This is a genomic window from Streptomyces sp. NPDC093546, from assembly GCF_044765045.1.
Lineage (GTDB): Bacteria > Actinomycetota > Actinomycetes > Streptomycetales > Streptomycetaceae > Streptomyces.
This window is the reverse complement of the sequence record NZ_JBIWJG010000002.1, coordinates 89,600-109,737: the sequence shown is the minus strand read 5'-3', so window position 1 is coordinate 109,737 and position 20,138 is coordinate 89,600. Positions and strand designations below refer to the sequence as shown.

Below are 20,138 nucleotides of genomic sequence, written 5' to 3'. Positions count from 1 at the left end.
GTCTAAAGGCAGGCGCGACGGGCGCGGCGGAGGTTCTGTGCGGGTTCCGGCCAGGACCGGCACGATTGTCGCCCCTATAACGCCCTTATGCGCCGGGCTTCGGCAGTACGGGTTCGAGGGCGTCCCACCGCTGGATCTCGCAGCCGTCGGTCCGCCGGAAGTGGGCGTCCACCTGCTCTCCGCGCCAGGTGCCGGTGATGTGCGCGGTCGCGTCGCCGCCGTGCTGCATCGTGCACATCTGGCCCTTGCCGACGGGCGCGAACGGGTCCTTGCCCTCCTGTGACAGCTCCTCCAGCCGGTTGCAGGCGCCCTGCACCTTGGGGTGGGTGCCGCTGGCGGTGCGCGTGCCGCACTCCAGCTCGAAGGTGCCGTCCAGCGCGGCGTTCCCGGAGTCGGCCACGGTGACGGTGAGCTTGTCGGTCGCCGCCGCGAGCAGCGGCACCGTCGGCAGGTCGGGGACCAGGGGCCCGGTCGTACCGGCCAGTGCGGCGGGCGCGGCGGCGCCGAGGGCGGCGAGGGACGCGGCGGTGGTGAGGACGAGACGGCGCAGCATACGAACTCCAGGGGTACGGAACCACGAGACCGTCGGGATGCCCGGCCCACGGCACCCGGAGGTCCGGAAGCCCTGGCATCCCTCACGTCACTAACGCTCCACCACACCGCGCGTTGCGCAACCCGTAAGCCTTTGCTCTGCGCCCTGCGCGCCTAGTACCGTGAGGAGCGATTGGTGACACCCCCCTGGGCTGTGTCATCATCTGCACGCACGCACCACTCGCGCTCGCGTGGGTGTGCAGCTATGGAGGCGTCGCCTAGTCCGGTCTATGGCGCCGCACTGCTAATGCGGTTTGGGCCTTAAAGCCCATCGAGGGTTCAAATCCCTCCGCCTCCGCCAGCTCCACCCGAAGCCCCGGCCCCACGGCCGGGGCTTCGGCCGTTCCCGGCCCCTGATCACCGGCTTTCCCGGCGACACCCCGGTTCGCGACGGGCTCGCGCCCGGCTCGCGACCGGTTCACCCGATCGCCTGTCGGCCGGGTGGCCGCGGGGAGCGCCCGTGCGGCCCTCTTCGCCCCCGATCCCGGGCGCGCGGACCCCCGATCTACAGCCCTGTGGATCTTGGGGCGGGGTGATTTGCCCAGGTCAGAGGCGGTTTGGGTAATGGATTTCGCGTCACGGCGCAGGTCATGTAATGTTGTTCCCGCAACGCCGACCGGGAAGAAAAACCCGGGAAGCACAAGCACTCGTAGCTTAACGGATAGAGCATCTGACTACGGATCAGAAGGTTGCAGGTTCGAATCCTGCCGAGTGCACACAGGTGAGAGGCCCCGGAGAGATCCGGGGCCTCTTGCGTTGCCGGGGTGTACAGCAGCGAAGTACAGCAACCGTCAGGCGTCGTGCCGGAACATCCGGTGGGCCATGGCCTGGCGCTTGCCCTTCTCGCAGTAGCAGGGTGTGGCGCACCGTGCTCTCAGGGTCGGGCCCCCAAAGCGTGATCCACCCGGTTCCCCCACATGGGCATGGTGCAGTGCATCCGCACGGGATGTCGGCTCCCGGGACCCCGCTGATTGATCCGTCGTCCCTTGTTCGTTCCGTCCCGTCACAGTCCATGCAGACAGTCTCGGGCAGGATGGTGGTAAGCCGATTCGTCATGTCGTCGACTCCTCCGGATCGGCAGGGCCGTGCCCGCTGCTCTCGGGTGCGGCCCGCGCTGTCTCTTGGGCGAGTGGGGCTTCGGACTTACTCCAGCGGGCCACCGTGGCCCGTGAAAGGCTGGTCAGTTCGGCGATGCGGCGGTACGGAACCCCAGCCTCGACAGCGGAGAGGACGAGGGGGCGGAGTGCGGTATCCAGCCGCTCCAGTTCGGAAGCGATGCGCGTCCGCTCTGCGCCAGGGGCCAGAAGCTGCTGCACGGCTTTTGCTCGGGCATCTTCGGGCGTGACCGGGGGGGCTTGCCTCTGGGGTGTCGTCTGCCCGTGGCGGGGTGATGCTGTGCTCTTGCTCCGGGTCCTGTTCCGTCGACTGGCCATGCATTCATGTTCCCGATCCGTCTCATGTGAGACAAGTAGTCCCGCACAAGACGCATGTGCCAGTCTGGGACGCACGCAAACGCGCTGGTCAGGGGGCATCTGTCGTTGGAGAGCGGCCCGTTCGGAAGCTGGCGCGGTAGAACTTTCTCTACTTCATCAAGCACCCGGCTGCGCTCCGCTCCGCCGGGCGGGCTTCCCGGCTCCGCTCCGCGCGCGCTGCGCCGACGCCCGCCCCTCCTGGCGGGATAGGCCCAAGGGCATGAGTCGAGCCCCAACCGCCGCGGTTCCCTCTGTCACCGACATGCCTCCGGCGGGGGCGCTCCGACTCCGGGAGGGGGGACCGTTCGCGGGCGCCGGCCGGTGGGGTGCTGAGGCGGGGAACTCCCATCCCGTCCGCCATCGACCCAGGACAAGCCGAGCAGACACGGCACCGGGCGTCCAGGTCGTTCGTACAGTGGCGCGCTCCACCTGGACGCCCGGCACCGCGCCCGCTTCACATACGTGTGGGTCGACGGCACACGGGATGGGAGTTGGGGAGGGTGATGGGTAACGGATCGTGGTGACAGTGCGGCTCGAAGGACGGGCGCACGAGCCAGCCGTCAAAGACTCCGCCGGCCTATGCGTCGAGCTCGTCGTCGGGCTGCGACCACCGCTTGATGATCTTTGCTGGAAATTCCGGGGCTGGCCACACCTGGATGCGGATCTTCTCAATGGTGTCGGGGCTCTCGTCAGAGTCGATGTCGGCCTGAACTGCCCGAGCCAAGTTGCTCCGGGAAACGCGGACGCGGTTCCAGCCTGCCGGGACCTCGAACGTAGCTGCGTCGGGGGCGTAATCCGTGCAGCCCAGAACCACCATGCGACCCAACGACACATCGAGGCTGGCCTCAACCACGTGATCAAACTCTGAGCTGTCATCACCCGGCTCCTGGGGCAGGACGACAACCGTGACGGATACGTTGACATTGACAGCCGTGCCGATGCCCAGCGCATCCTGTGCCACTGCGAGGTGATCGGCAACGGCCTGGGCCGTCCATGCGTCGCTCAGATCACCGTCCGAATCCGCATCGGATACGTGTATCTGGAAGTAGTCGGCGAAGAGGGTGAGATCTGTCGTGGTCGTCATGGCGGCACAGTGCCATGCAGCACTGACAGACGGAGATGCGGTACAGCAGAGAAGCACAGCAACCATGCTGACCATCCATGGACTGTAGGCGTCCGGAGTGGCCGTCTACTGCCCGGAATGACTGAGGCTGACCGACCTACATTGAGCTACGGATCAGAAGGTTGCAGGTTCGAATCCTGCCGAGTGCACAGCAGGCGAGAGGCCCCGGACGAAAGTCCGGGGCCTCTCGCGTTGATCCGTACGGGCAGTGCGCGGGGACGACCCTGGACCGCAGAGGGTCGAAGCGCTGATGTCAGGGGGGAGGGCCGAACCGTGGCGATCTACTTCGAGCTCGTGGTGAACTTCGGCGACAACATCCAGGCCGCACGGGACGCGGCTGCCGAATCCATCCGATGGGTTCTGCGTGCGGGCGACCATCGCGTCCCTCTCCACCGGTCGATGCCGAGAACGGTGGGCGCGTACACCCAGCTGTCCATCGTGCCGGTAGCCGTCGGCTGGGGCGTTCCCGCGGATCGCGGCCTCCCCAAGCTCGAACTCACCGGAGCAGAGCTCACGGACCTGGGGCACCAGCTGTACGCACTGCTCGCGAAGTTCGACGGATACGTCGCGGCACAGGTCGGCTGGGAGCCCGAAGCGTTCGTGGACCCGGCCGAGCTCAAGGCCGAGTGGTCGGAGGAGCTGGTCGAGGGCAGCCTGCACGGGCTCGTGGTCAGCGACACGCTCCACGGCGAGCTCGGCCTCGGTGACGCTTACGTGCCGTTCCAGCCCGGATACCGCTGGATACCGTACCGAGGTGAGATGCCGAGCGGCCCCATGGCTGACTAGAGGCGCCGGCAAAGTCGCGGTCAGTCGGGTGCGGTCGCGGACACGGGGTCGGCCTATATCGCCCAGGCTTCAAAAATGCCCCACTTCCGGCCGATGAAGAGCGCTGCCGAAGCAGGAACCAGCAAGCACATGCCGATGCCGCCGAGCACATAGGGCGCCACGCGCATCGTTCTGGGGAAGCGGCCGGGTCGACGCTTGCGCGCAGTCGCGAAGCGCCGGATGAACAGAGCGGCACTCAACATGAGCAGGAACGCGCCGACGAGCTGCAACACCATCAAGCCGCAGGCAATCAGGAAAAGAAGCAGGTACGAGAGCAGCACCCCCACGACCACCCTCACTTACTTTCGTTGCTGTCGGCCGCGACCACGCGCAAGGCGGACCGTAGGATCATGGCCTGGACTGCGTCAACCCGTGCAGCTGGGCCATCCGGAGGCGCCGCCGGACGAAAGTCCGGGGCCTCTGGTGTCGTCAGGGGCGGTACTACCGCCACCGATCACCCGCGCCCGCGAGAGCGCGGCCCACGTAGTCCTTCAGCCCTCCGGCCGCCCACATGCGGCTGTCGGTTTCGTGGTCCCAGACGACGTCCGTTCCCTGCGGATCGGTGATCCTGTCCGTTTCGCTCAACAGCGCGATCAGCCGCGGCGGCAGGCTCCGCCCCAGGCGCCGCTCCGCCTCGGCGAGGGCCGGCGGCTCGACGGGTGGCCGGAACCGGGCGTCGGGCAGGGATGCGGCAGCGGCTTCCTTCCACATGGGGCGCAGCCTAAGGGAGGGGTGTGACAGCTCAGGCGGTTAGGTTGGCCGGCATGCGAAGTGATCAGCTGCCGTCCCAGGTCCTGCGTGTCGCCGCCGCGCAGGCGTGCCCCGTCGCCGGGGATGTCGAGGCGAATGCCGCGGTCGTCGCGGACATGGTGCGGGAGGCCGCCGAGAGCGGGGCGCGGGTGGTGGTGTTTCCGGAGAAGTTTCTGACCGGGTACGAGCCCGGGCTGATCGCCGCCGAGCCGGGGCGTTGCGCCGTGCAGAGGGAGGACGGTCGGCTGGAGCCGGTGCGGGAGGCCTGTCGGGACGCTGGGGTCGTGGGGGTGGTGGGGGCCGCCGTGTACGAGGCGGGGGAGCTGTACGTGTCGGCGCTCGTCGTCGACGACCAGGGGCGGCTCGCCGGGCGGTACGACAAGCAGACGCTGTTCGCCGGGGAGCGGGACGTGTACCGGCAGGGGGCGGCCGGGTGCACGGTCGAGGTGGACGGGTGGCGGCTCGGGATCGGGGTCTGTTACGACTCCGGGTTCCCGGAACACGCCAGGGCCGCCGCGCTCGACGGATGTCACGCGTACGTCGTCGGGGCGCTGTTCGGGGTGGGGAACGGGTACCACGAGTCGCGCATGTGGTTCCCGGCCAGGGCGTTCGACAACACCATGTACACGGTGCTCGCCAACCACGTGGGAGTGACGGGCGGCTGGCACACCTGCGGCGGCAGCGGAGTGTGGGGGCCCGACGGGCGGCTGGTGGCCGAGGCCGGGCCCGAGAAGCGGGAGATCGTCGCGGCGGACCTCGATCCGGAGGTGCTGCGCGAGGCGCGGGAGGCGCGCCCCGTGCTGCGGGACCTGCACGACACCGGGTCGGCGCCGCGCCTGCGGTACCGGGGGTGACCAGGGCCGTCGGGCTGCGGTGGCAGGAGCGCCGGCCCGTGCTCGTGTGGGAGCGGGGGCGGGTCAGTCCGCTGTCGTACGGGCGCGAGATCGGTTTCCGGGCCGTCGGGGAGCGGCGGTGCGTGGGGGCGCGCGGGCGGCCGTGTGTCGTGGGGGCCGTCGTGGCCGGGCGCAGTACCGGGGGCCGCTGCGCCGAGTGCGCGCGCCTGGACCGGGCGCACTCCGTGGCGGCGGACACCGCGGTGGAGGACCCGAGGACGTACCGCGTGTACCTCGCGTGGTTCGGGCCCGGCATGGTCAAGGTCGGCATCACCGCGGAGGAGCGGGGCGACGCGCGGCTGCTGGAGCAGGGGGCCGTGGCGTACACCTGGCTCGGGCGCGGGCCGTTGATGGCGGCGCGGCGGACCGAGGAGGTGCTCGGTACGGCGCTGGGGGTGCCCGACCGGATCCCGTACGCCGCCAAGCGCGCCGCGCGCGTACGGCTGCCGGACGCGTCCGAGCGGGCGGCGGAGGTGGTGGCGCTGTACCGGCGTGCCGCGGAGGTGCCCGGCTGGGGCGAGACGCTGGAACGGGCGGCCGAGCCGCGGGTCGTCGACCACGCGGAGGTGTTCGGCCTGGAACGGGTGGACGCCGTGGACGGCGTCGTCAGCGAGTTCGTCGCCGGAGGGAGCGTGCGCGGGGCCGTCGTGGCCGTCGCGGGGCCGGACCTGCACCTCCTGACGGGGGACGGGCGCCGCGTGGTGCTCGACACCCGGCTGACCAGTGGGTGGGACCTCGTGCCGGGCGGTGCCGAGGACGATGTGACGATGCCCGTCGTGTGGATGCCGCGGGGGGAGCAGGGCGGGCTGTTCTAAAGGGCGTACCGCTCAGGTCCTTTCTCAGGGAAATCACAGGGACGGGCAAGGTTCCTCTCAGGCGCGGTCGCGATCGTGGACTCATGCCTACCGAGACCGGACTCAGGGTCCTCGTCGTCGGGGACCTGGTCCTGGACGAGGACAGCCGCGAGGTGTCACGCGGCGGTCAGGCCATCCACCTGACCGGCACCGAGTTGGAGCTGCTGCGCTACCTGATGCGCAATCCGCGGCGCGTGCTGGGCAAGGCGCAGATCCTCGACCAGGTCTGGAGCTACGACTTCCGCGGACACGCCAACGTCGTGGAGCTCTACATCTCCTACCTGCGCAAGAAGATCGACGCCGGGCGCCCGCCGATGATCCACACCCGGCGGGGGGCGGGATACCTCATCAAGCCGGCGGCCGACCCGGCGGCCGACCTGGGGGTGGGCACGGGGGCGTGTCCGCGGGCGTAAATCGTTGTACGCCGTATAGGAGCGGCTTGTACGGTGCACCGGAAGCCACTCCCATACACCGTACAAGGAGTACCCGCGATGACGGCGACAAGCGCCGATCACTCCTCCACCGCGCCGCCCGTCGGCGGCGGCCACCCGCAGCGCTGGCTGATCCTCGGCGTCATCTGCCTCGCCCAGCTCACCGTGCTGCTCGACAACACCGTCCTCAACGTCGCGATCCCCTCCCTCACCGCCGAGCTCGACGCCTCGACCTCCGACGTGCAGTGGATGATCAACGCGTACTCCCTCGTCCAGTCCGGCCTGCTCCTCACCGCCGGCAACGCCGCCGACCGCTACGGCCGCAAGAAGATGCTCCTCATCGGCCTCGCCCTCTTCGGCGTCGGCTCGCTCGCCGCCGGGCTCGCGCAGTCGTCCGCCCAGCTGATCGCCGCCCGCGCGGGCATGGGCGTCGGCGGAGCGCTGCTGATGACCACGACCCTCGCCGTCGTCGTGCAGATCTTCGACGAGGGCGAGCGGGTCAAGGCCATCGCCCTGTGGTCGACGGTCAGTTCGCTCGGCTTCGCCGCCGGGCCGCTGATCGGCGGGTTCATGCTCGACCACTTCTGGTGGGGCGCGATCTTCCTCGTGAACATCCCGGTCGCGGTCCTCGGGCTCGCCGCCGTCGCCGCGCTCGTACCGGAGTCGAAGCACAAGCAGGGCGACCGGCCCGATGTGCTCGGCGCCGTGCTGTCCACCATCGGCATGACCGCGATCGTGTACGCGATCATCGCCGGGCCCGAGCACGGCTGGGCCTCCGGCCGCGTCCTGGCCGCCGCCGGGCTCGGTGCGGTCGTCCTGGGCGTCTTCGCGGTGTGGGAGCTGCGCACCCCGCACCCCATGCTCGACATGCACTTCTTCCGCAACCAGCGCTTCGTCGGCGCCATCGCGGGCGCGATCCTCGTCGCCTTCGGCATGACCGGCTCACTCTTCCTGCTGACGCAGCACCTGCAGTTCGTCCTCGGGTACGGGCCGCTCGACGCGGGCCTGCGGACCGCGCCGCTCGCGCTGACCATCGTCGTCCTCAACCTGACCGGCGTCGGCGCCCGGCTGCTGTCGAAGCTCGGTACGCCGGTGACCATCGCGCTCGGCATGGCCATGGTCGCGGCCGGGCTCGCCGCGATCGCCGTCCTGGGCGGGGCACACGGGTACGGTGGCATGCTGCTCGGGCTCGTGGTCATGGGCGCGGGCGTCGCGGTCTCGATGCCTGCCATGGCCAACGCCATCATGAGCGCGATACCGCCCGAGAAGGCGGGCGTGGGCGCCGGCATCAACGGCACCCTCGGCGAGTTCGGCAACGGGCTCGGCGTCGCGGTCCTCGGGGCCGTCCTCAACGCGCGGTTCACGTCGGCGGTCGCCGTGGCGGGCGTCACGGGCGTCACGGCCGTCTCGCTCCCGGCGGCGCTCGCGGCGGCCGACGGACCGGCTGACCGGGCGCGCATCGCGGACGCGTTCGCCGCCAGCCTCGAGACAAGCCAGCTGGTGGGCGCGGCCGCGGTGCTGGCGGGCGGCCTGCTGGCGGCGGTGCTGCTGCACCGGGCCGAACGGGACCGGGCATAGCATCAAGGGCCCGGAAACCGAGGAGGAGAACGCCCATGGTGTCGGCAGCCGACCGCGCGAAGCACCCGGCCCGTGCGAGCGTGTGGCTGGAGGGCGGCAGGACCGCGCGGGCGGCCGGGCGCAAGGCGGCCCGCAAGACCGAGGCCGAGCAGCCCTCCGGGCTCGACCGGGACCGCATCACGGCCGCGGCGGTCCGGCTGCTGGACGCCGAGGGCCTCGCGAAGTTCTCCATGCGGCGGCTCGCGGCGGAGTTGAACGTCACGGCGATGTCGGTCTACTGGTACGTCGACACCAAGGACGACCTGCTGGAGCTCGCGATCGACGCGGTCTTCGGCGAGCTGGAGCTCCCCGACCCGGCCGGCGGCGAGGACTGGCGCGGCGAGCTGCGCGCTCTCGCCGCCGGCTACCGCGCCCTGCTGGTCCGCCACCCCTGGGTGTCGCCGCTGGTCGGCCGGTTCCTCAACATCGGCCCGCACTCGACCGCCTTCGCCCTCCGCGTCCAGCGCCTCATCGGCAGCACCGGCCTGCCCCCGTACGCCCAGACGGGCGCGACGCAGGCGGTCTTCCAGTTCGTGTACGGATTCGGCACGGTCGAGGGCCAGTTCATGCAGCGGTGCGCGAGCGCGGGCATGAGCCAGGACGAGTACTACCGCGAGGCGCTGGCCGCGATCCAGGAACAGCCCGGCCTGGAGGAGGACTTCCGGACGGCCACCGAGCTGATGGAGGCCCGTGGCGGCGACACCGTCGACGAGATGCGCGAGCGCGACTTCGACTTCGCGCTCAAGCTCCTGATCGCCGGCATCGAGGCGATGACCGCCACGCCCGGCACCCAGGCCTAGCCCCAGCCCTGGCTAGGCCTGGGGCAACTGCTCGCCGCGTACCGCCTGGATGTCGAGCTCCACCCGCACCGTCGTGCCGATCGCCGCGATGCCCGCCTGCACCACCTGGTTGTAGTTCATCGCGAAGTCCTCGCGCCGCAGCTCCGCCGTCGCGTGGAAGGCCGCGCGCGTGCCGCCCCACGGGTCCGGGCCCGTGCCCAGGTACGTCAGCGACAGGTCCACCTCACGGGCGATGCCGCGCAGGGTGAGGGAGCCGTGGACGGTCCAGCGGTCCGGGCCCGCCGGGGTCAGGCCGTGGCTGCGGTAGGTGATCTCCGGGTACGTCTCCACGTCCAGGAAGTCGGGCGACTTCAGGTGCTTGTCGCGCAGGCCGTTGCCCGTGTCGATGGAGGCCGCCGAGATCACCGCGTCCACGCGCGACGCCGCCAGGTCCGGTGCGATCTCGACACGGCCGCCGAAGTCGGTGAAGCGGCCGTGCACGCTGGAGATGCCCAGGTGCTGCGCCACCGCGCCGACCGACGAATGCGCCGGGTCCAGGGTCCAGGCACCCGGCGGCGGCAGCTCCACGCCGCCCGCGCGGGCCAGGACCACCGTGCCGAGCTCGGCCCGGCCGTGCCCGGCGACCAGCGCGGTGCGCGCGGCCGGGGCATAGCCGAGCGCCGTGACGACCACGGTGTACGGGCCCGGCGCGAGCGGCGCCTCGGAGACGACGGCTCCGTCCGGGTCGGCGTCGGCCCGCAGCACCTGGGCGCCCGTCATGTCGGTCACGGTCACCACCGCGTGCTGGACCGGCCAGCCGTCGCGGGTGCGTACGTGTGCGTGCAGTGGCATGCGGTTTCTCTCCTCGTACGAAAAGCGGGGCGGCAGGCCGTCCCCTGCCTGCCGCCCCCTTCATCGGGTGTCTCCGCTCGATCCACCCGAGCTGTGGGTCACTCGCCGGGGTGGGCGAGCTCTATGTCGTGGCCGTCGAGGCCGCGGCCGGTCACGGTGAGGGCGCCGGCCACCGGCGGGTAGCCGGTCGCGATGAGCGTGTACTCGCCCGCGTTCAGGTCGGCGAAGCCGTACGCGCCGTCCTCGCCGGTCGTGGCCGTGGCGACGACGTTGCCGGCCGCGTCGACGAGCGTCACGCGCGCGTCGGCCAGCGGGCGGCGGTCCGCCCCGGCCCGTACGGTGCCCTGGAGCCGGGCGCCCGCCTCCAGCAGCGCCTCGACGCGGGTCACGCCCTGGCCGCCGATCTCGGCCGGCAGGGCGAGCGGCCGGTAGCCGTCGGCGTTCACCGCCACGGTCACCGTGCCGGGCACCAGCTCGCCGAAGGCGAAGGAGCCGTCCTGCGCCGACGTACCGGAGGCGAGGACGTCGCCGCGTACGTCGGTGACGATGACCATCGCGCCCTCGACGGGCTCCCCGCCCTCGGCGGCCCGGACCGCGCCGGCGAGGCCGCTCGTACCGGAGAGCAGGATGTCGTGGGCCAGCGGCTCCTCGCCGACGACGACCGTGGACGCCTGCGGCTGGTAGCCGTCGGCGGAGGCGATCAGGACGTACGAGCCGGAACCCGGCGCCTCGAGGGCGTACGTGCCGTCGGCGTGGGCGACCGAGCGGCCCAGCTGCCGGCCCCCGAGGGAGATGAGGGTGACGGCGGCGCGGGCGACGGCCGTGCCGTCGGCGGTGCGGACGGTGCCGGTGACGGGGGTCCCGCCGGTGGTGGCCGCGGCCGGGGCGGCGGCCGCCGGGGAAGCGGCGGCCTCGGGCGCCGGAGCCGCGGCGGCGGTCGCAGCGGCCGGCTCGGGCGCCGGCGTCGCGTTGCTCTTCAGGGCGACCTCCTTGATGAACAGGGTCACGAGGAACGCGATGAGCGCGAAGGGCGCCGCGTAGAGGAAGACGTCGCCGACGCCGTGTCCGTACGCGCTCTCCATGACCGTGCGGATGGGGGCGGGCAGCGCGTCCAGGTCCGGGATGCCGCCGCCGCCCGTGCCGCCGTGGCCGAGGGCCGCGGCCTTGGGGCCGAGGTCGGCGAGGCCGTCCTCGACGTAGTGGGTGACCCGGTTGGCCATGACCGCGCCCAGCGCGGAGACGCCGACCGCACCGCCCAGCGAGCGGAAGAAGGTGACCATGGACGACGCGGAGCCGAGGTCCGCCGGGGCGACCTGGTTCTGGGTGCACAGGACCAGGTTCTGCATCATCATGCCGATGCCGAGGCCCAGGACGGCCATGAAGACCCCGATGTGCCAGTACTCGGTGTCGTACCGGATGGTGCCCAGCAGGCCGAGGCCCGCCGTCACCAGCACACCGCCGCTGACCAGCCACGCCTTCCAGCGTCCGGTCCGCGTGATGATCCAGCCCGAGACGGTCGACGACACGAACAGGCCGGCGATCATCGGGATGGTCATGACGCCGGACATCGTCGGCGACTTGTCGCGCGCCAGCTGGAAGTACTGGCTGAAGAAGACCGTGCCCGCGAACATCGCGACGCCGACGAAGAGCGAGGCGAGCGAGGCGAGCGCGATGGTGCGGTTGCGGAACAGCCGCAGCGGGATGATCGGCTCGCTCGCGCGGGACTCGACGAAGAGGAAGACCGCGCCGAGGACGACCGAGCCGACGACCATGACGTACGTCTGCCACGACAGCCAGTCGTACTTGTCACCGGCGAAGGTGACCCAGACCAGCAGCAGCGAGACCGCCGCGCTGATGAAGAGGGCGCCCGCCCAGTCGACCTTGACCTGCCGCTTCACCACGGGCAGCTTCAGCGTCTTCTGGAGCACGATGAGCGCGATGACGGCGAAGGGCACGCCGACGTAGAAGCACCAGCGCCAGCCGAGCCAGTCGGTGTCGGTGATCACGCCGCCGAGCAGCGGGCCGCCGACGGTCGCGACGGCGAAGGTGGCGCCGAGGTAGCCGCTGTAACGGCCGCGCTCCCGCGGGGAGATCATCGCGGCCATGATGATCTGGGCGAGGGCGGTCAGACCGCCGACGCCGATGCCCTGGACGACGCGGCAGGCGATGAGCATGCCGGTGTTCTGGGACAGACCGGCCACGACCGAGCCCGCCACGTAGATGACGAGGGCGAGCTGCACCAGCAGCTTCTTGGAGAAGAGGTCGGAGAGCTTGCCCCAGAGCGGTGTGGTGGCGGTCATCGACAGCAGGGCCGCCGTGACGACCCAGGTGTACGCGCTCTGGCCGCCGCCGAGGTCGGAGATGATCTCCGGCAGGGCGTTGGAGACGATCGTCGAGGACAGGATGGCGACGAACATGCCGAGCAGCAGCCCGGACAGCGCCTCCATGATCTGCCGGTGCGTCATGGGCGTGCCGTCGCCGCCACCGTCTCGGGTCTTGGCGTGGTGGCCGCCCCGCACACCGGGTGGTGTGGTCGTAGCCATGAACTTCCTTACGCTTGTGTACGAGTGGCGTGGGGCCGGCAGTCTCCGAAGGAGCTCCGGAGGCGGGCCAGCATCGCGTTGAGCTGTCCGACCTCGTCGTCGGACCAGTCCTTGAGGTGGTGGGCGAACAGGTCCGCCGACCGTCGGCCGAGGTCGTCGAGCAGCTCCTTGCCCGGGCCCGTCAGCCGCAGGATGCGGGAGCGCCGGTCGCCCGGGTCGGGCAGCCGCTCGATCCAGCCGCGGTCGGCGACGTGGGCCACATGGCGGCTGGTCACCGACATGTCGACGGCGAGCAGCTCGGCCAAGCGGCTCATCCGCATCTCTCCGTACCGGTCGAGCAGCGCCAGGACGGCGGCGGAGCCGGCGGGGCACTCGGCGGGCAGAAGCCGCGAGAGTCCGCGCTTGACCGCGCCGATGGCGCTCAGTTGCCGGGCCAGTTCCTCGTACTGACTCCACTCGGCCATGGGCAGGCACCCCCGAACATCTTGTTGCTTAGAGCAACCATAAACAAGGTTGGTTGCTACAGGCAAACTAAAAAGGGGCGAAGGCGCCTAAAGTCCTGGCAAAGGCGAGCGGCTCCGGCACGGACGCCGGGCGGAGGTGGGGCGTTGGCCGGGCGGAGGTTGGGCGGCGGGCTCCGGTTCGCTAGGGTCCTGCCCCATGGCACACAACCCCCACGCCCCGCAGGGCAGCCCCGAGGGCAATTACGACCCGGCGGGCTCCACCCAGATGTTCCGCGCCTTCGTCGACGAGGGCACGCCGCAGCGGCAGCAGCCGGCGGCGGCGGCGACCTCGTCCGGCCCCCGGGTCGGCCTGATCGCCGGCGTCGTGGCGGTCGTGGTGGTCGTCGCGGCGGTGGCCTGGCTGGCGCTGGCCTGATCCGCGTACCCCTACGCATGGAGAAGGGGGCTCACCGGTGCGCTCGGCGCCGGTGAGCCCCCTTCGTCGTCGGGCGGGTTTGCTCAGTCGGAGATGAGGCCCTCGCGCAGCTGCGCCAGCGTGCGCGTCAGCAGCCGCGAGACGTGCATCTGCGAGATGCCGACCTCCTCGCCGATCTGCGACTGCGTCATGTTGGCGAAGAACCGCAGCATGATGATCTGCCGCTCGCGGGGCGGGAGTTTGGCGAGGAGCGGCTTGAGCGACTCCCGGTACTCGACGCCCTCCAGGGCGGTGTCCTCGTACCCGAGGCGGTCCGCGAGGGAGCCCTCGCCGCCGTCGTCCTCCGGGGACGGGGAGTCCAGCGAGGAGGCCGTGTAGGCGTTGCCGACCGCGAGGCCGTCGACCACGTCCTCCTCCGATACGCCGAGCACGGCGGCCAGTTCGGGGACGGTCGGGGAGCGGTCGAGCTTCTGCGCCAGCTCGTCGCTCGCCTTCGTTAGCGCCAGGCGCAGCTCCTGGAGCCGGCGCGGTACGCGCACGGACCACGAGGTGTCGCGGAAGAAGCGCTTGATCTCGCCGACGACGGTCGGCATCGCGAACGTCGGGAACTCCACGCCGCGTTCGCAGTCGAACCGGTCGATCGCCTTGATCAGGCCGATCGTGCCGACCTGGACGATGTCCTCCATCGGCTCGTTGCGGCTGCGGAAGCGGGCGGCGGCGTAGCGCACGAGCGGCAGGTTCAGCTCGATGAGCGTGTCGCGGACGTACGTGCGCTCGGGGCTGTCCTGACCGAGGACGGCGAGCCGCTGGAACAGGGAGCGGGACAGCGTGCGGGTGTCGATGGCCTCCGGCGCGCTCGTGGCGTGCGAGACGGCGGCGAGCTCCGCGACCTCGGCGGCGTCGGCGACCTCCGCGACCGGCTGCGGGGCGTCCGGAGCGTCCGGGATGCCGGTGATCTCGGCGATCTCGGCGATCCCGACCTGTGCGGGCACCGACGCGAGCTCGGGCACGGACATGAGCTCCGGCACGGGCGTGAGCGTGAGCACCTTCGAGCTGCCCTGTTCTGCGGACATGCCACCCCCTTGAGGTCGCGGACGGTCGCGTGGGCCGCGACCATCGGAGGAACGCAGCCTCCACCTGAATACCGGAGCCGAGACTGCGGCAAACGCGGTTCCAGCAGAATGTCACATGTCGGCAACACGCTGTAGTGACTTGTCGACAAGATGGGGGCAAATCTGCGCAGGAAACAGGGGGTGTGCGGCTTTTCCGCCGCCTGAAGTGGGGCTGAAAGGGTCTACCCGTTTCAGCTACGCCTCGATCCTGTTTGCGGATCTCAATCGGGCGAAGCTCCGTGCGAGGAGCCTTGACACGTGCATCTGCGAGACGCCGAGCTCCTGGCTGATCTGGGACTGCGTCAGGTTGCTGTAGTACCGGAGCATCAGGATCCGCTGCTCGCGCTCGGGCAGTTGTACGAGCAGATGGCGTACGAGATCGCGGTGCTCGACGCCCGCCAGCGCGGGGTCCTCGTACCCGAGCCGGTCCAGCAGCCCCGGCAGCCCGTCGCCCTCCTGGGCGGCCTCCAGCGAGGTGGCGTGGTACGAGCGCCCGGCCTCGATGCAGGAGAGGACCTCCTCCTCGGAGATCTTCAGCCGCTCGGCGATCTCGGCGGTCGTCGGCGAGCGTCCGTGAGCGGTCGTCAGGTCCTCGGTCGCGCCGTTCACCTGCACCCACAGCTCGTGCAGTCGGCGCGGGACGTGGACGGTGCGTACGTTGTCGCGGAAGTACCGCTTGATCTCGCCGACGACGGTGGGCATCGCGAAGGTCGGGAACTGCACGCCCCGGTCCGGGTCGAAGCGGTCGATCGCGTTGATCAGTCCGATCGTGCCGACCTGGACGACGTCCTCCATGGGCTCGTTGCGGGACCGGAAGCGGGCGGCGGCGTAGCGCACCAGGGGGAGGTTCGCCTCGATGAGCGCCCCGCGGACCCGGTTGTGCTCCGGTGTGCCGGGCTGGAGCTCCTTCAGCTGGGCGAAGAGCACCTGGGTGAGCGCACGGGTGTCGGCGGCCCGCCCCGACGGCCGGGGGCGGGGCTCGGACTCGTTCTGGGGCGGCACCTGGTGAGGCGTCGTACTGGCCGGCACGTTCACGCCACCCCTTCGCGATCAAGTACGGTCAACTGATCCGTCAAAAGCGGTCATAGCATCACAAGACATGTCCACTGTGTGCAAGCACCCGCTAACGCCGTGTTGAGCGCGCGGGCGGGGGCATACGGCAAGCCCCGCACCGGAAGTGACCGGTACGGGGCTCGGTGGATCAGGGGATGCGGGGATCCGGGGCTGAGGCGGGCTCAGAACTCGTAGTCGGCGATCACCCAGGTGGCGAACTCGCGCCACTGGCCGGCGGCCGCCTGGTGGGCCGGGTGCTCGATGTACCGCTTCAGTGCGTCCGTGTCCTCGACCGCCGAGTTGATGGCGTAGTCGTACGCGATCGGCCGGTCGGTGATGTTCCAGGCGCACTCCCAGAACTTCAGCTCGGGGATGAGGCCGCCGAGCTCCTCGAACGCCTTCACGGCCTCGACCACGCGCGGCTCGTCGCGCTGCACGCCGTCGTTGAGCTTGAAGAGGACCAGGTGGCGGATCACAGCGGACTCCTACTTGATGAGCTCGGTCATGAAGTCGCCGACACCTTGGGCGGCGCTCGAAATGCCTTCGAACCCTACCTTCACGAGTTCGCCCGAGCGCTGGGGGGAGTTGATGATCGAGTACAGCACGAAGACGACGAGGATGTAGAGCGTAACCTTCTTCGCTTGCGCCATCGGCCCGGTCTCCCCCGTCTTCCTCTGTGATCGTTTCAGATGACCTCAGGTGATCGCCCCAGTGGTCGCGTGAGTCTAACCGAGCGCATGGCGAAGGGCCCCGGCGCGTCCTGCGCACGGGGCCCTTCACAAGAGAGCGGTAGCGGAGGGATTTGAACCCTCGGTGACTTGCGCCACACTCGCTTTCGAGGCGAGCTCCTTCGGCCGCTCGGACACGCTACCGAGAGAGAGCTTAGCCCAAGGGTGCCGGTTCGCTGAAATCGATAGTCGCGATCGTCGTCAGCGATCCGCCGGCGATCCGCCGGCGATCCGCCAGCGACCCGTCAGCGATCGCGGAAGAAGCGCGTCAGCAGCTCCGAGCACTCGTCCGCCAGCACCCCGTGGACCACTTCGGGCCGGTGGTTGAGCCGTCGGTCGCGTACGAGGTCCCAGAGTGAGCCGACCGCGCCGGCCTTCTCGTCCAGCGCCCCGAACACCACCCGCTCCACGCGCGACTGCACCAGCGCGCCGGCGCACATCACGCACGGCTCCAGCGTGACGACGAGCGTGCACCCGGGCAGCCGCCACTCTCCGACCCGCTCGGCGGCCCGGCGCAGCGCCACCACTTCGGCGTGCGCCGTCGGATCGCCGGTCAGCTCGCGCTCGTTGTGCCCTGCGGCGAGCTCCGTGCCGTCCGGGGACAGCACGACCGCGCCGACCGGCACATCGCCGGCCAGCGCGGCGCGCTCGGCCTCCTCCAGCGCCCGGCGCATCGCGCTGCGCCAGGGATCCCGTACGGGATCGGGGCCGGGGTCGAAGCCGGGGTCGGGGTCGGGGTCGGGAAGGGCGGTCATGGTCGTCGCGGGGTTCGCGGGCTCCGCGGGGTGGTGCGGGTGCCGCACTAGCGGACCGCCTCCAGGACCTCCGCGGCGCCGAGCGCGTCCGCGATCTCGGACAGCGCGTCGGTGTCGAGCTTCAGCAGCTCCTTCTCGGACATGCCCAGATCGTCCAGGATCAGCAGGTCGCCGAGCGGCTCGGCCGGCACGGTCTCGCCCGCGGGCTCCGTTTCCTCCTCGTCCTCGTCCTCGGCCGGTTCGCCGTCCTCGGTGCCGTCGAGGTCCAGCGCGTCCAGGTCGGGGGTGTCGTCGTCCAGGTCGTCGCCGAGCAGTTCCTTGGTGAGGATCTCCCCGTACGAGGAGCGGGCGGCGGCCGCGCCGTCCGAGATGAAGATGCGAGGGTCGTCCTCACCCTCCACGCGGACGATGCCGAACCATGCGTCCTCCTGCTCGATGAAGACGAGCACTGTGTCGTCGTCCACCGAGGCCTCGCGGGCAAGCTCGGTCAGATCCGACAAGGTCTCCACATCGTCGAGCTCTGTGTCGCTCGCTTCCCACCCGTCTTCGGTGCGCGCGAGCAGTGCGGCGAAGTACACCGTGACTCTCCCACTGATCAGAGGTGTGACGATCGGGCGGCACGCTCCAGAATGCCCCGCCCACTCGGCATCGTGGCAGATGCGAGGGCTTCAGGAGAGGTGTTCCGCTCTTGCGTCGTGCACCAGTCTGAGCCCGATCGCCGGTCCGTGTCACCAGGCATCACCGGGCATCACCAGCGGAAGGTCCGCATCCGCATCGCCTGGCGCATCCTGGCGGCCCTGGCGCGGCGCGGCTGGACGCGGTCGCGCAGGGCCTTGGCCTCGTGCAGTTCGCGGAGGAACTGGGCGCGGCGGCGGCGTCGCTCGGCGTCGGTCTCGCCCTTGCTCTCGCGTCCGTCCGGGTGTCGGCCCGCGCGTCCGTCCACGCGTCCGTCCGGGGCGTCGGGCTGTTCCGGTCCTTCCGGCTCTTCCGGGTCCGGCATCGCGACCACCACCCCCAGGTGTCTGACGTCCTGACCTCCCCACCTTCCCTCCACGGACGGGGTTGATGCCAGTGCGGGCTACTGTGGAGTCCATGCGGATCCACGTCGTCGACCACCCGCTGGTGGCGCACAAACTCACCACGCTGCGCGACAAGCGCACCGACTCCCCGACCTTCCGGCGGCTCGCCGACGAGCTGGTCACCCTGCTCGCGTACGAGGCCACCCGGGACGTGCGCACGGAGCAGGTCGACATCGAGACCCCCGTGACCCGGACGACCGGCGTCAAGCTGTCGAGCCCCAAGCCGCTGGTCGTGCCGATCCTCCGGGCCGGTCTGGGCATGCTCGACGGCATGGTGCGGCTGCTGCCCACCGCCGAGGTCGGCTTCCTCGGCATGATCCGCAACGAGGAGACGCTGGAGGCGTCGACGTACGCCACCCGGATGCCGGAGGACCTCTCCGGCCGCCAGGTGTACGTCCTCGACCCGATGCTGGCCACCGGCGGCACGCTGGTCGCCGCGATCCGGGAGCTGATCAAGCGCGGCGCCGACGATGTGACGGCGGTCGTGCTGCTGGCGGCGCCGGAGGGCGTCGAGGTGATGGAGCGCGAGCTGGCGGGCACGCCGGTCACCGTCGTCACCGCCTCGGTCGACGAGCGGCTCAACGAGCACGGCTACATCGTGCCGGGCCTCGGCGACGCCGGGGACCGCATGTACGGCACCGCCGACTGACGTCCGCCGGTCCTACGCCGGGCAGTTCCTACGCCGGGCATCCGGAGGGCGCCGGGGCGGGGCGGGACAGGGCGGTGAGCGCGGCCGTGGCGTCCTGCGGGGGCGTCAGCGCCGTGAACGCCGTGCCGATGATGAGGTCGACGTCCGCCGTCTGGCGGGCGTCCGTCCTCAGCACCGCGCCCTTCAGCTGCGTACCGAGGACCGGGAAGGCGCCCTTGGTGGCGTCCGCGGCGCCCAGCAGGAGGCCCGCGCCCGGCACCTTCTTGTCGTACGCCGCCGGCGCGTTGCCCACCTTGCCGATGGCGAAGCCCCGCTTCTTCAGCTCGTCCGCGGTCGTCTTGGCGAGGCCCGCACGCGGGGTCGCGTTGTAGACGTTCACCGTGATCTGGGCCGGCTGGAGCGGGACTCGCACCACCGCGGCGGGGCTCTTGCGCGGCTTGCAGGCGGCGCCGGCGGCCGTGGTGCGCTTCGTGCCGCCGGGGCCGGAGCCACCACCACCGAAGACCTCGATGAGCTGGAGCGTCCCCCAGCCGGCCAGGCCGAGGGTGACCACCGCGGCGACCGCCGCGAGCACGATCCGGCGGCGGCGACGGGGGCGGCGCATGCGCGGGTAGGCGTTACCCGTGATGCGGTACTTTCCGCCCATACCCGGGGGAGTGAGCATGCTCATGGGCGCAGCGTAATGCGGCCCGGTGACTATGCCTACTAAACGATCAACCGATGCGGCCGGATGGGTGTGATTGCCCCCGAAAGGCTGAGGGCGCCGCGGCCGTTCGGGGGCGGAAGGCTCAGTCCAGCTCCAGCACGCGCGCGTGCAGGACCTGCCGCTGCTGGAGGGCCGCGCGTACGGCGCGGTGCAGTCCGTCCTCGAGGTAGAGGTCGCCCTGCCACTTCACGACGTGCGCGAAGAGGTCGCCGTAGAACGTCGAGTCCTCGGCGAGGAGCGTCTCCAGGTCCAGCTGGCCCTTGGTGGTCACGAGCTGGTCGAGGCGGACCGGGCGCGGCGCGACGTCCGCCCACGCGCGGGTGGATTCCCGGCCGTGGTCGGGGTACGGCCGCCCGTTACCGATGCGCTTGAAGATCACACGGAAAGCCTACCGGGCGAGCGGTGCCGGGCGCAGCCACGTGGGGCCGATGTGGTGCCCAAAAAACG

23 protein-coding genes, 3 tRNA genes and 1 pseudogene are annotated in these 20,138 nt (G+C 70.8%); 10 read left to right on the top strand and 17 right to left on the bottom strand.

Annotated elements, in window-relative coordinates:
* Window positions 1-85 precede the first annotated feature (85 nt).
* A complete protein-coding gene (locus tag ACIRNI_RS03620) occupies window positions 86-553 on the bottom strand; it encodes an SSI family serine proteinase inhibitor (protein ID WP_403547970.1) in 468 nt (155 codons plus the stop codon).
* Window positions 554-798: 245 nt separating this feature from the next.
* Here ACIRNI_RS03620 and ACIRNI_RS03615 point away from each other — a divergent pair.
* Window positions 799-892 (top strand) — tRNA-Ser (locus ACIRNI_RS03615).
* Between the two features lie 342 nt (window positions 893-1,234).
* Window positions 1,235-1,307: transfer RNA gene (locus ACIRNI_RS03610), tRNA-Arg, on the top strand.
* A gap of 1,333 nt (window positions 1,308-2,640) precedes the next feature.
* Here the strand turns inward: ACIRNI_RS03610 and ACIRNI_RS03605 are convergent.
* Entirely contained in the window at window positions 2,641-3,147 is a 507-nt protein-coding gene (locus ACIRNI_RS03605) for a hypothetical protein (protein WP_403547968.1), read from the bottom strand.
* A 312-nt stretch (window positions 3,148-3,459) separates the two neighbouring features.
* Between ACIRNI_RS03605 and ACIRNI_RS03600 the strand changes: the two genes are divergently transcribed.
* Window positions 3,460-3,972, top strand: coding sequence for a hypothetical protein (locus ACIRNI_RS03600; RefSeq protein ID WP_403547966.1), 513 nt, complete (start codon window positions 3,460-3,462; stop codon window positions 3,970-3,972).
* A gap of 53 nt (window positions 3,973-4,025) precedes the next feature.
* Here the strand turns inward: ACIRNI_RS03600 and ACIRNI_RS03595 are convergent, their stop codons facing one another.
* Together ACIRNI_RS03595 and ACIRNI_RS03590 are read right to left on the bottom strand one after the other, a co-directional pair.
* Window positions 4,026-4,298, bottom strand: a complete 273-nt coding sequence (locus ACIRNI_RS03595; RefSeq protein ID WP_403547964.1) for a hypothetical protein — start codon at window positions 4,296-4,298, stop codon at window positions 4,026-4,028.
* Between the two features lie 154 nt (window positions 4,299-4,452).
* The gene (locus ACIRNI_RS03590; RefSeq protein ID WP_403547962.1) at window positions 4,453-4,722 is read right to left on the bottom strand and encodes an SMI1/KNR4 family protein; all 270 of its coding nucleotides are present in this window, start codon (window positions 4,720-4,722) and stop codon (window positions 4,453-4,455) included.
* Between the two features lie 53 nt (window positions 4,723-4,775).
* On the opposite strand from ACIRNI_RS03590, the gene ACIRNI_RS03585 reads away from it, so the two are divergent.
* The 5 genes and pseudogenes from ACIRNI_RS03585 to ACIRNI_RS03565 all read left to right on the top strand — a co-directional run bounded on the left by ACIRNI_RS03585 (window position 4,776) and on the right by ACIRNI_RS03565 (window position 9,356).
* Window positions 4,776-5,615, top strand: a complete 840-nt coding sequence (locus tag ACIRNI_RS03585; RefSeq protein ID WP_403547960.1) for a carbon-nitrogen hydrolase family protein — start codon at window positions 4,776-4,778, stop codon at window positions 5,613-5,615.
* Window positions 5,612-6,469, top strand: coding sequence for a DUF2797 domain-containing protein (locus ACIRNI_RS03580; RefSeq protein ID WP_403547958.1), 858 nt, complete (start codon window positions 5,612-5,614; stop codon window positions 6,467-6,469). The genes ACIRNI_RS03585 and ACIRNI_RS03580 overlap by 4 nt, the downstream gene beginning before the upstream one ends.
* 107 nt (window positions 6,470-6,576) lie before the next feature.
* Window positions 6,577-6,870 (top strand): annotated as a pseudogene (locus tag ACIRNI_RS03575) (winged helix-turn-helix domain-containing protein); the annotation flags it as partial.
* Between the two features lie 129 nt (window positions 6,871-6,999).
* Window positions 7,000-8,517, top strand: a complete 1,518-nt coding sequence (locus tag ACIRNI_RS03570; protein WP_403547956.1) for an MFS transporter — start codon at window positions 7,000-7,002, stop codon at window positions 8,515-8,517.
* A 35-nt stretch (window positions 8,518-8,552) separates the two neighbouring features.
* The gene (locus ACIRNI_RS03565) at window positions 8,553-9,356 is read left to right on the top strand and encodes a TetR/AcrR family transcriptional regulator (protein WP_403547954.1); all 804 of its coding nucleotides are present in this window, start codon (window positions 8,553-8,555) and stop codon (window positions 9,354-9,356) included.
* A 12-nt stretch (window positions 9,357-9,368) separates the two neighbouring features.
* On the opposite strand, the gene ACIRNI_RS03560 is transcribed toward ACIRNI_RS03565, so the two are convergent.
* From ACIRNI_RS03560 to ACIRNI_RS03550, 3 genes are all read right to left on the bottom strand, one after another.
* Complete coding sequence (locus ACIRNI_RS03560) at window positions 9,369-10,187, bottom strand: YceI family protein (protein WP_403547952.1); 819 nt, start codon at window positions 10,185-10,187, stop codon at window positions 9,369-9,371.
* Window positions 10,188-10,285: 98 nt separating this feature from the next.
* Entirely contained in the window at window positions 10,286-12,730 is a 2,445-nt protein-coding gene (locus tag ACIRNI_RS03555; protein ID WP_403547950.1) for an MFS transporter, read from the bottom strand.
* Window positions 12,731-12,738: 8 nt separating this feature from the next.
* Window positions 12,739-13,194 carry a MarR family transcriptional regulator gene (locus ACIRNI_RS03550; RefSeq protein ID WP_355352517.1) on the bottom strand — a complete coding sequence of 152 codons (456 nt, stop codon included), beginning with the start codon at window positions 13,192-13,194 and terminating at the stop codon, window positions 12,739-12,741.
* 196 nt (window positions 13,195-13,390) lie between these two features.
* Between ACIRNI_RS03550 and ACIRNI_RS03545 the strand changes: the two genes are divergently transcribed.
* Window positions 13,391-13,609: a hypothetical protein gene (locus tag ACIRNI_RS03545; protein ID WP_403547948.1), complete on the top strand. Its 219-nt coding sequence runs from the start codon at window positions 13,391-13,393 to the stop codon at window positions 13,607-13,609.
* An 83-nt stretch (window positions 13,610-13,692) separates the two neighbouring features.
* On the opposite strand, the gene ACIRNI_RS03540 is transcribed toward ACIRNI_RS03545, so the two are convergent.
* From ACIRNI_RS03540 to ACIRNI_RS03505, 8 genes are all read right to left on the bottom strand, one after another.
* Window positions 13,693-14,682, bottom strand: coding sequence for an RNA polymerase sigma factor SigF (locus ACIRNI_RS03540; protein ID WP_403547947.1), 990 nt, complete (start codon window positions 14,680-14,682; stop codon window positions 13,693-13,695).
* 234 nt (window positions 14,683-14,916) lie between these two features.
* A complete protein-coding gene (locus ACIRNI_RS03535) occupies window positions 14,917-15,756 on the bottom strand; it encodes an RNA polymerase sigma factor SigF (protein WP_403547945.1) in 840 nt (279 codons plus the stop codon).
* 200 nt (window positions 15,757-15,956) lie between these two features.
* Window positions 15,957-16,250, bottom strand: a complete 294-nt coding sequence (locus ACIRNI_RS03530; protein ID WP_355352526.1) for a Dabb family protein — start codon at window positions 16,248-16,250, stop codon at window positions 15,957-15,959.
* A 9-nt stretch (window positions 16,251-16,259) separates the two neighbouring features.
* Complete coding sequence (locus tag ACIRNI_RS03525; protein ID WP_403547943.1) at window positions 16,260-16,424, bottom strand: hypothetical protein; 165 nt, start codon at window positions 16,422-16,424, stop codon at window positions 16,260-16,262.
* A 137-nt stretch (window positions 16,425-16,561) separates the two neighbouring features.
* Window positions 16,562-16,646, bottom strand: a tRNA-Ser gene (locus ACIRNI_RS03520).
* 101 nt (window positions 16,647-16,747) lie between these two features.
* The gene (gene tadA / locus ACIRNI_RS03515; RefSeq protein WP_403547941.1) at window positions 16,748-17,257 is read right to left on the bottom strand and encodes a tRNA adenosine(34) deaminase TadA; all 510 of its coding nucleotides are present in this window, start codon (window positions 17,255-17,257) and stop codon (window positions 16,748-16,750) included.
* Window positions 17,258-17,304: 47 nt separating this feature from the next.
* A complete protein-coding gene (locus tag ACIRNI_RS03510) occupies window positions 17,305-17,835 on the bottom strand; it encodes a hypothetical protein (RefSeq protein ID WP_403547939.1) in 531 nt (176 codons plus the stop codon).
* Between the two features lie 170 nt (window positions 17,836-18,005).
* Window positions 18,006-18,257 (bottom strand): hypothetical protein, encoded by a 252-nt coding sequence (locus ACIRNI_RS03505; RefSeq protein WP_403547937.1) that lies wholly within the window; start codon window positions 18,255-18,257, stop codon window positions 18,006-18,008.
* A 92-nt stretch (window positions 18,258-18,349) separates the two neighbouring features.
* On the opposite strand from ACIRNI_RS03505, the gene upp reads away from it, so the two are divergent.
* On the top strand, window positions 18,350-18,985 hold the full coding sequence (gene upp, locus ACIRNI_RS03500; protein WP_355352541.1) for a uracil phosphoribosyltransferase: 636 nt from the start codon (window positions 18,350-18,352) through the stop codon (window positions 18,983-18,985).
* Window positions 18,986-19,013: 28 nt separating this feature from the next.
* Here the strand turns inward: upp and ACIRNI_RS03495 are convergent, their stop codons facing one another.
* Complete coding sequence (locus ACIRNI_RS03495) at window positions 19,014-19,655, bottom strand: LytR C-terminal domain-containing protein (RefSeq protein ID WP_403547934.1); 642 nt, start codon at window positions 19,653-19,655, stop codon at window positions 19,014-19,016.
* A 118-nt stretch (window positions 19,656-19,773) separates the two neighbouring features.
* Entirely contained in the window at window positions 19,774-20,070 is a 297-nt protein-coding gene (locus ACIRNI_RS03490) for a type II toxin-antitoxin system VapB family antitoxin (RefSeq protein ID WP_289921192.1), read from the bottom strand.
* Window positions 20,071-20,138 lie beyond the last annotated feature (68 nt).

Excerpts from the sequence above, each read along its gene's own strand:
- ACIRNI_RS03620 (WP_403547970.1), bottom strand. The coding sequence starts at position 553 with ATGCTGCGCCGTCTCGTCCTCACCACCGCCGCGTCCCTCGCCGCCCTC.
- ACIRNI_RS03605 (WP_403547968.1), bottom strand. The coding sequence starts at position 3,147 with ATGACGACCACGACAGATCTCACCCTCTTCGCCGACTACTTCCAGATA.
- ACIRNI_RS03590 (WP_403547962.1), bottom strand. The coding sequence starts at position 4,722 with ATGTGGAAGGAAGCCGCTGCCGCATCCCTGCCCGACGCCCGGTTCCGG.
- ACIRNI_RS03585 (WP_403547960.1), top strand. The coding sequence starts at position 4,776 with ATGCGAAGTGATCAGCTGCCGTCCCAGGTCCTGCGTGTCGCCGCCGCG.
- ACIRNI_RS03570 (WP_403547956.1), top strand. The coding sequence starts at position 7,000 with ATGACGGCGACAAGCGCCGATCACTCCTCCACCGCGCCGCCCGTCGGC.
- ACIRNI_RS03565 (WP_403547954.1), top strand. The coding sequence starts at position 8,553 with ATGGTGTCGGCAGCCGACCGCGCGAAGCACCCGGCCCGTGCGAGCGTG.
- ACIRNI_RS03560 (WP_403547952.1), bottom strand. The coding sequence starts at position 10,187 with ATGCCACTGCACGCACACGTACGCACCCGCGACGGCTGGCCGGTCCAG.
- ACIRNI_RS03555 (WP_403547950.1), bottom strand. The coding sequence starts at position 12,730 with ATGGCTACGACCACACCACCCGGTGTGCGGGGCGGCCACCACGCCAAG.
- ACIRNI_RS03550 (WP_355352517.1), bottom strand. The coding sequence starts at position 13,194 with ATGGCCGAGTGGAGTCAGTACGAGGAACTGGCCCGGCAACTGAGCGCC.
- ACIRNI_RS03545 (WP_403547948.1), top strand. The coding sequence starts at position 13,391 with ATGGCACACAACCCCCACGCCCCGCAGGGCAGCCCCGAGGGCAATTAC.
- ACIRNI_RS03540 (WP_403547947.1), bottom strand. The coding sequence starts at position 14,682 with ATGTCCGCAGAACAGGGCAGCTCGAAGGTGCTCACGCTCACGCCCGTG.
- ACIRNI_RS03525 (WP_403547943.1), bottom strand. The coding sequence starts at position 16,424 with ATGGCGCAAGCGAAGAAGGTTACGCTCTACATCCTCGTCGTCTTCGTG.
- tadA (WP_403547941.1), bottom strand. The coding sequence starts at position 17,257 with ATGACCGCCCTTCCCGACCCCGACCCCGACCCCGGCTTCGACCCCGGC.
- ACIRNI_RS03505 (WP_403547937.1), bottom strand. The coding sequence starts at position 18,257 with ATGCCGGACCCGGAAGAGCCGGAAGGACCGGAACAGCCCGACGCCCCG.
- upp (WP_355352541.1), top strand. The coding sequence starts at position 18,350 with ATGCGGATCCACGTCGTCGACCACCCGCTGGTGGCGCACAAACTCACC.
- ACIRNI_RS03495 (WP_403547934.1), bottom strand. The coding sequence starts at position 19,655 with ATGAGCATGCTCACTCCCCCGGGTATGGGCGGAAAGTACCGCATCACG.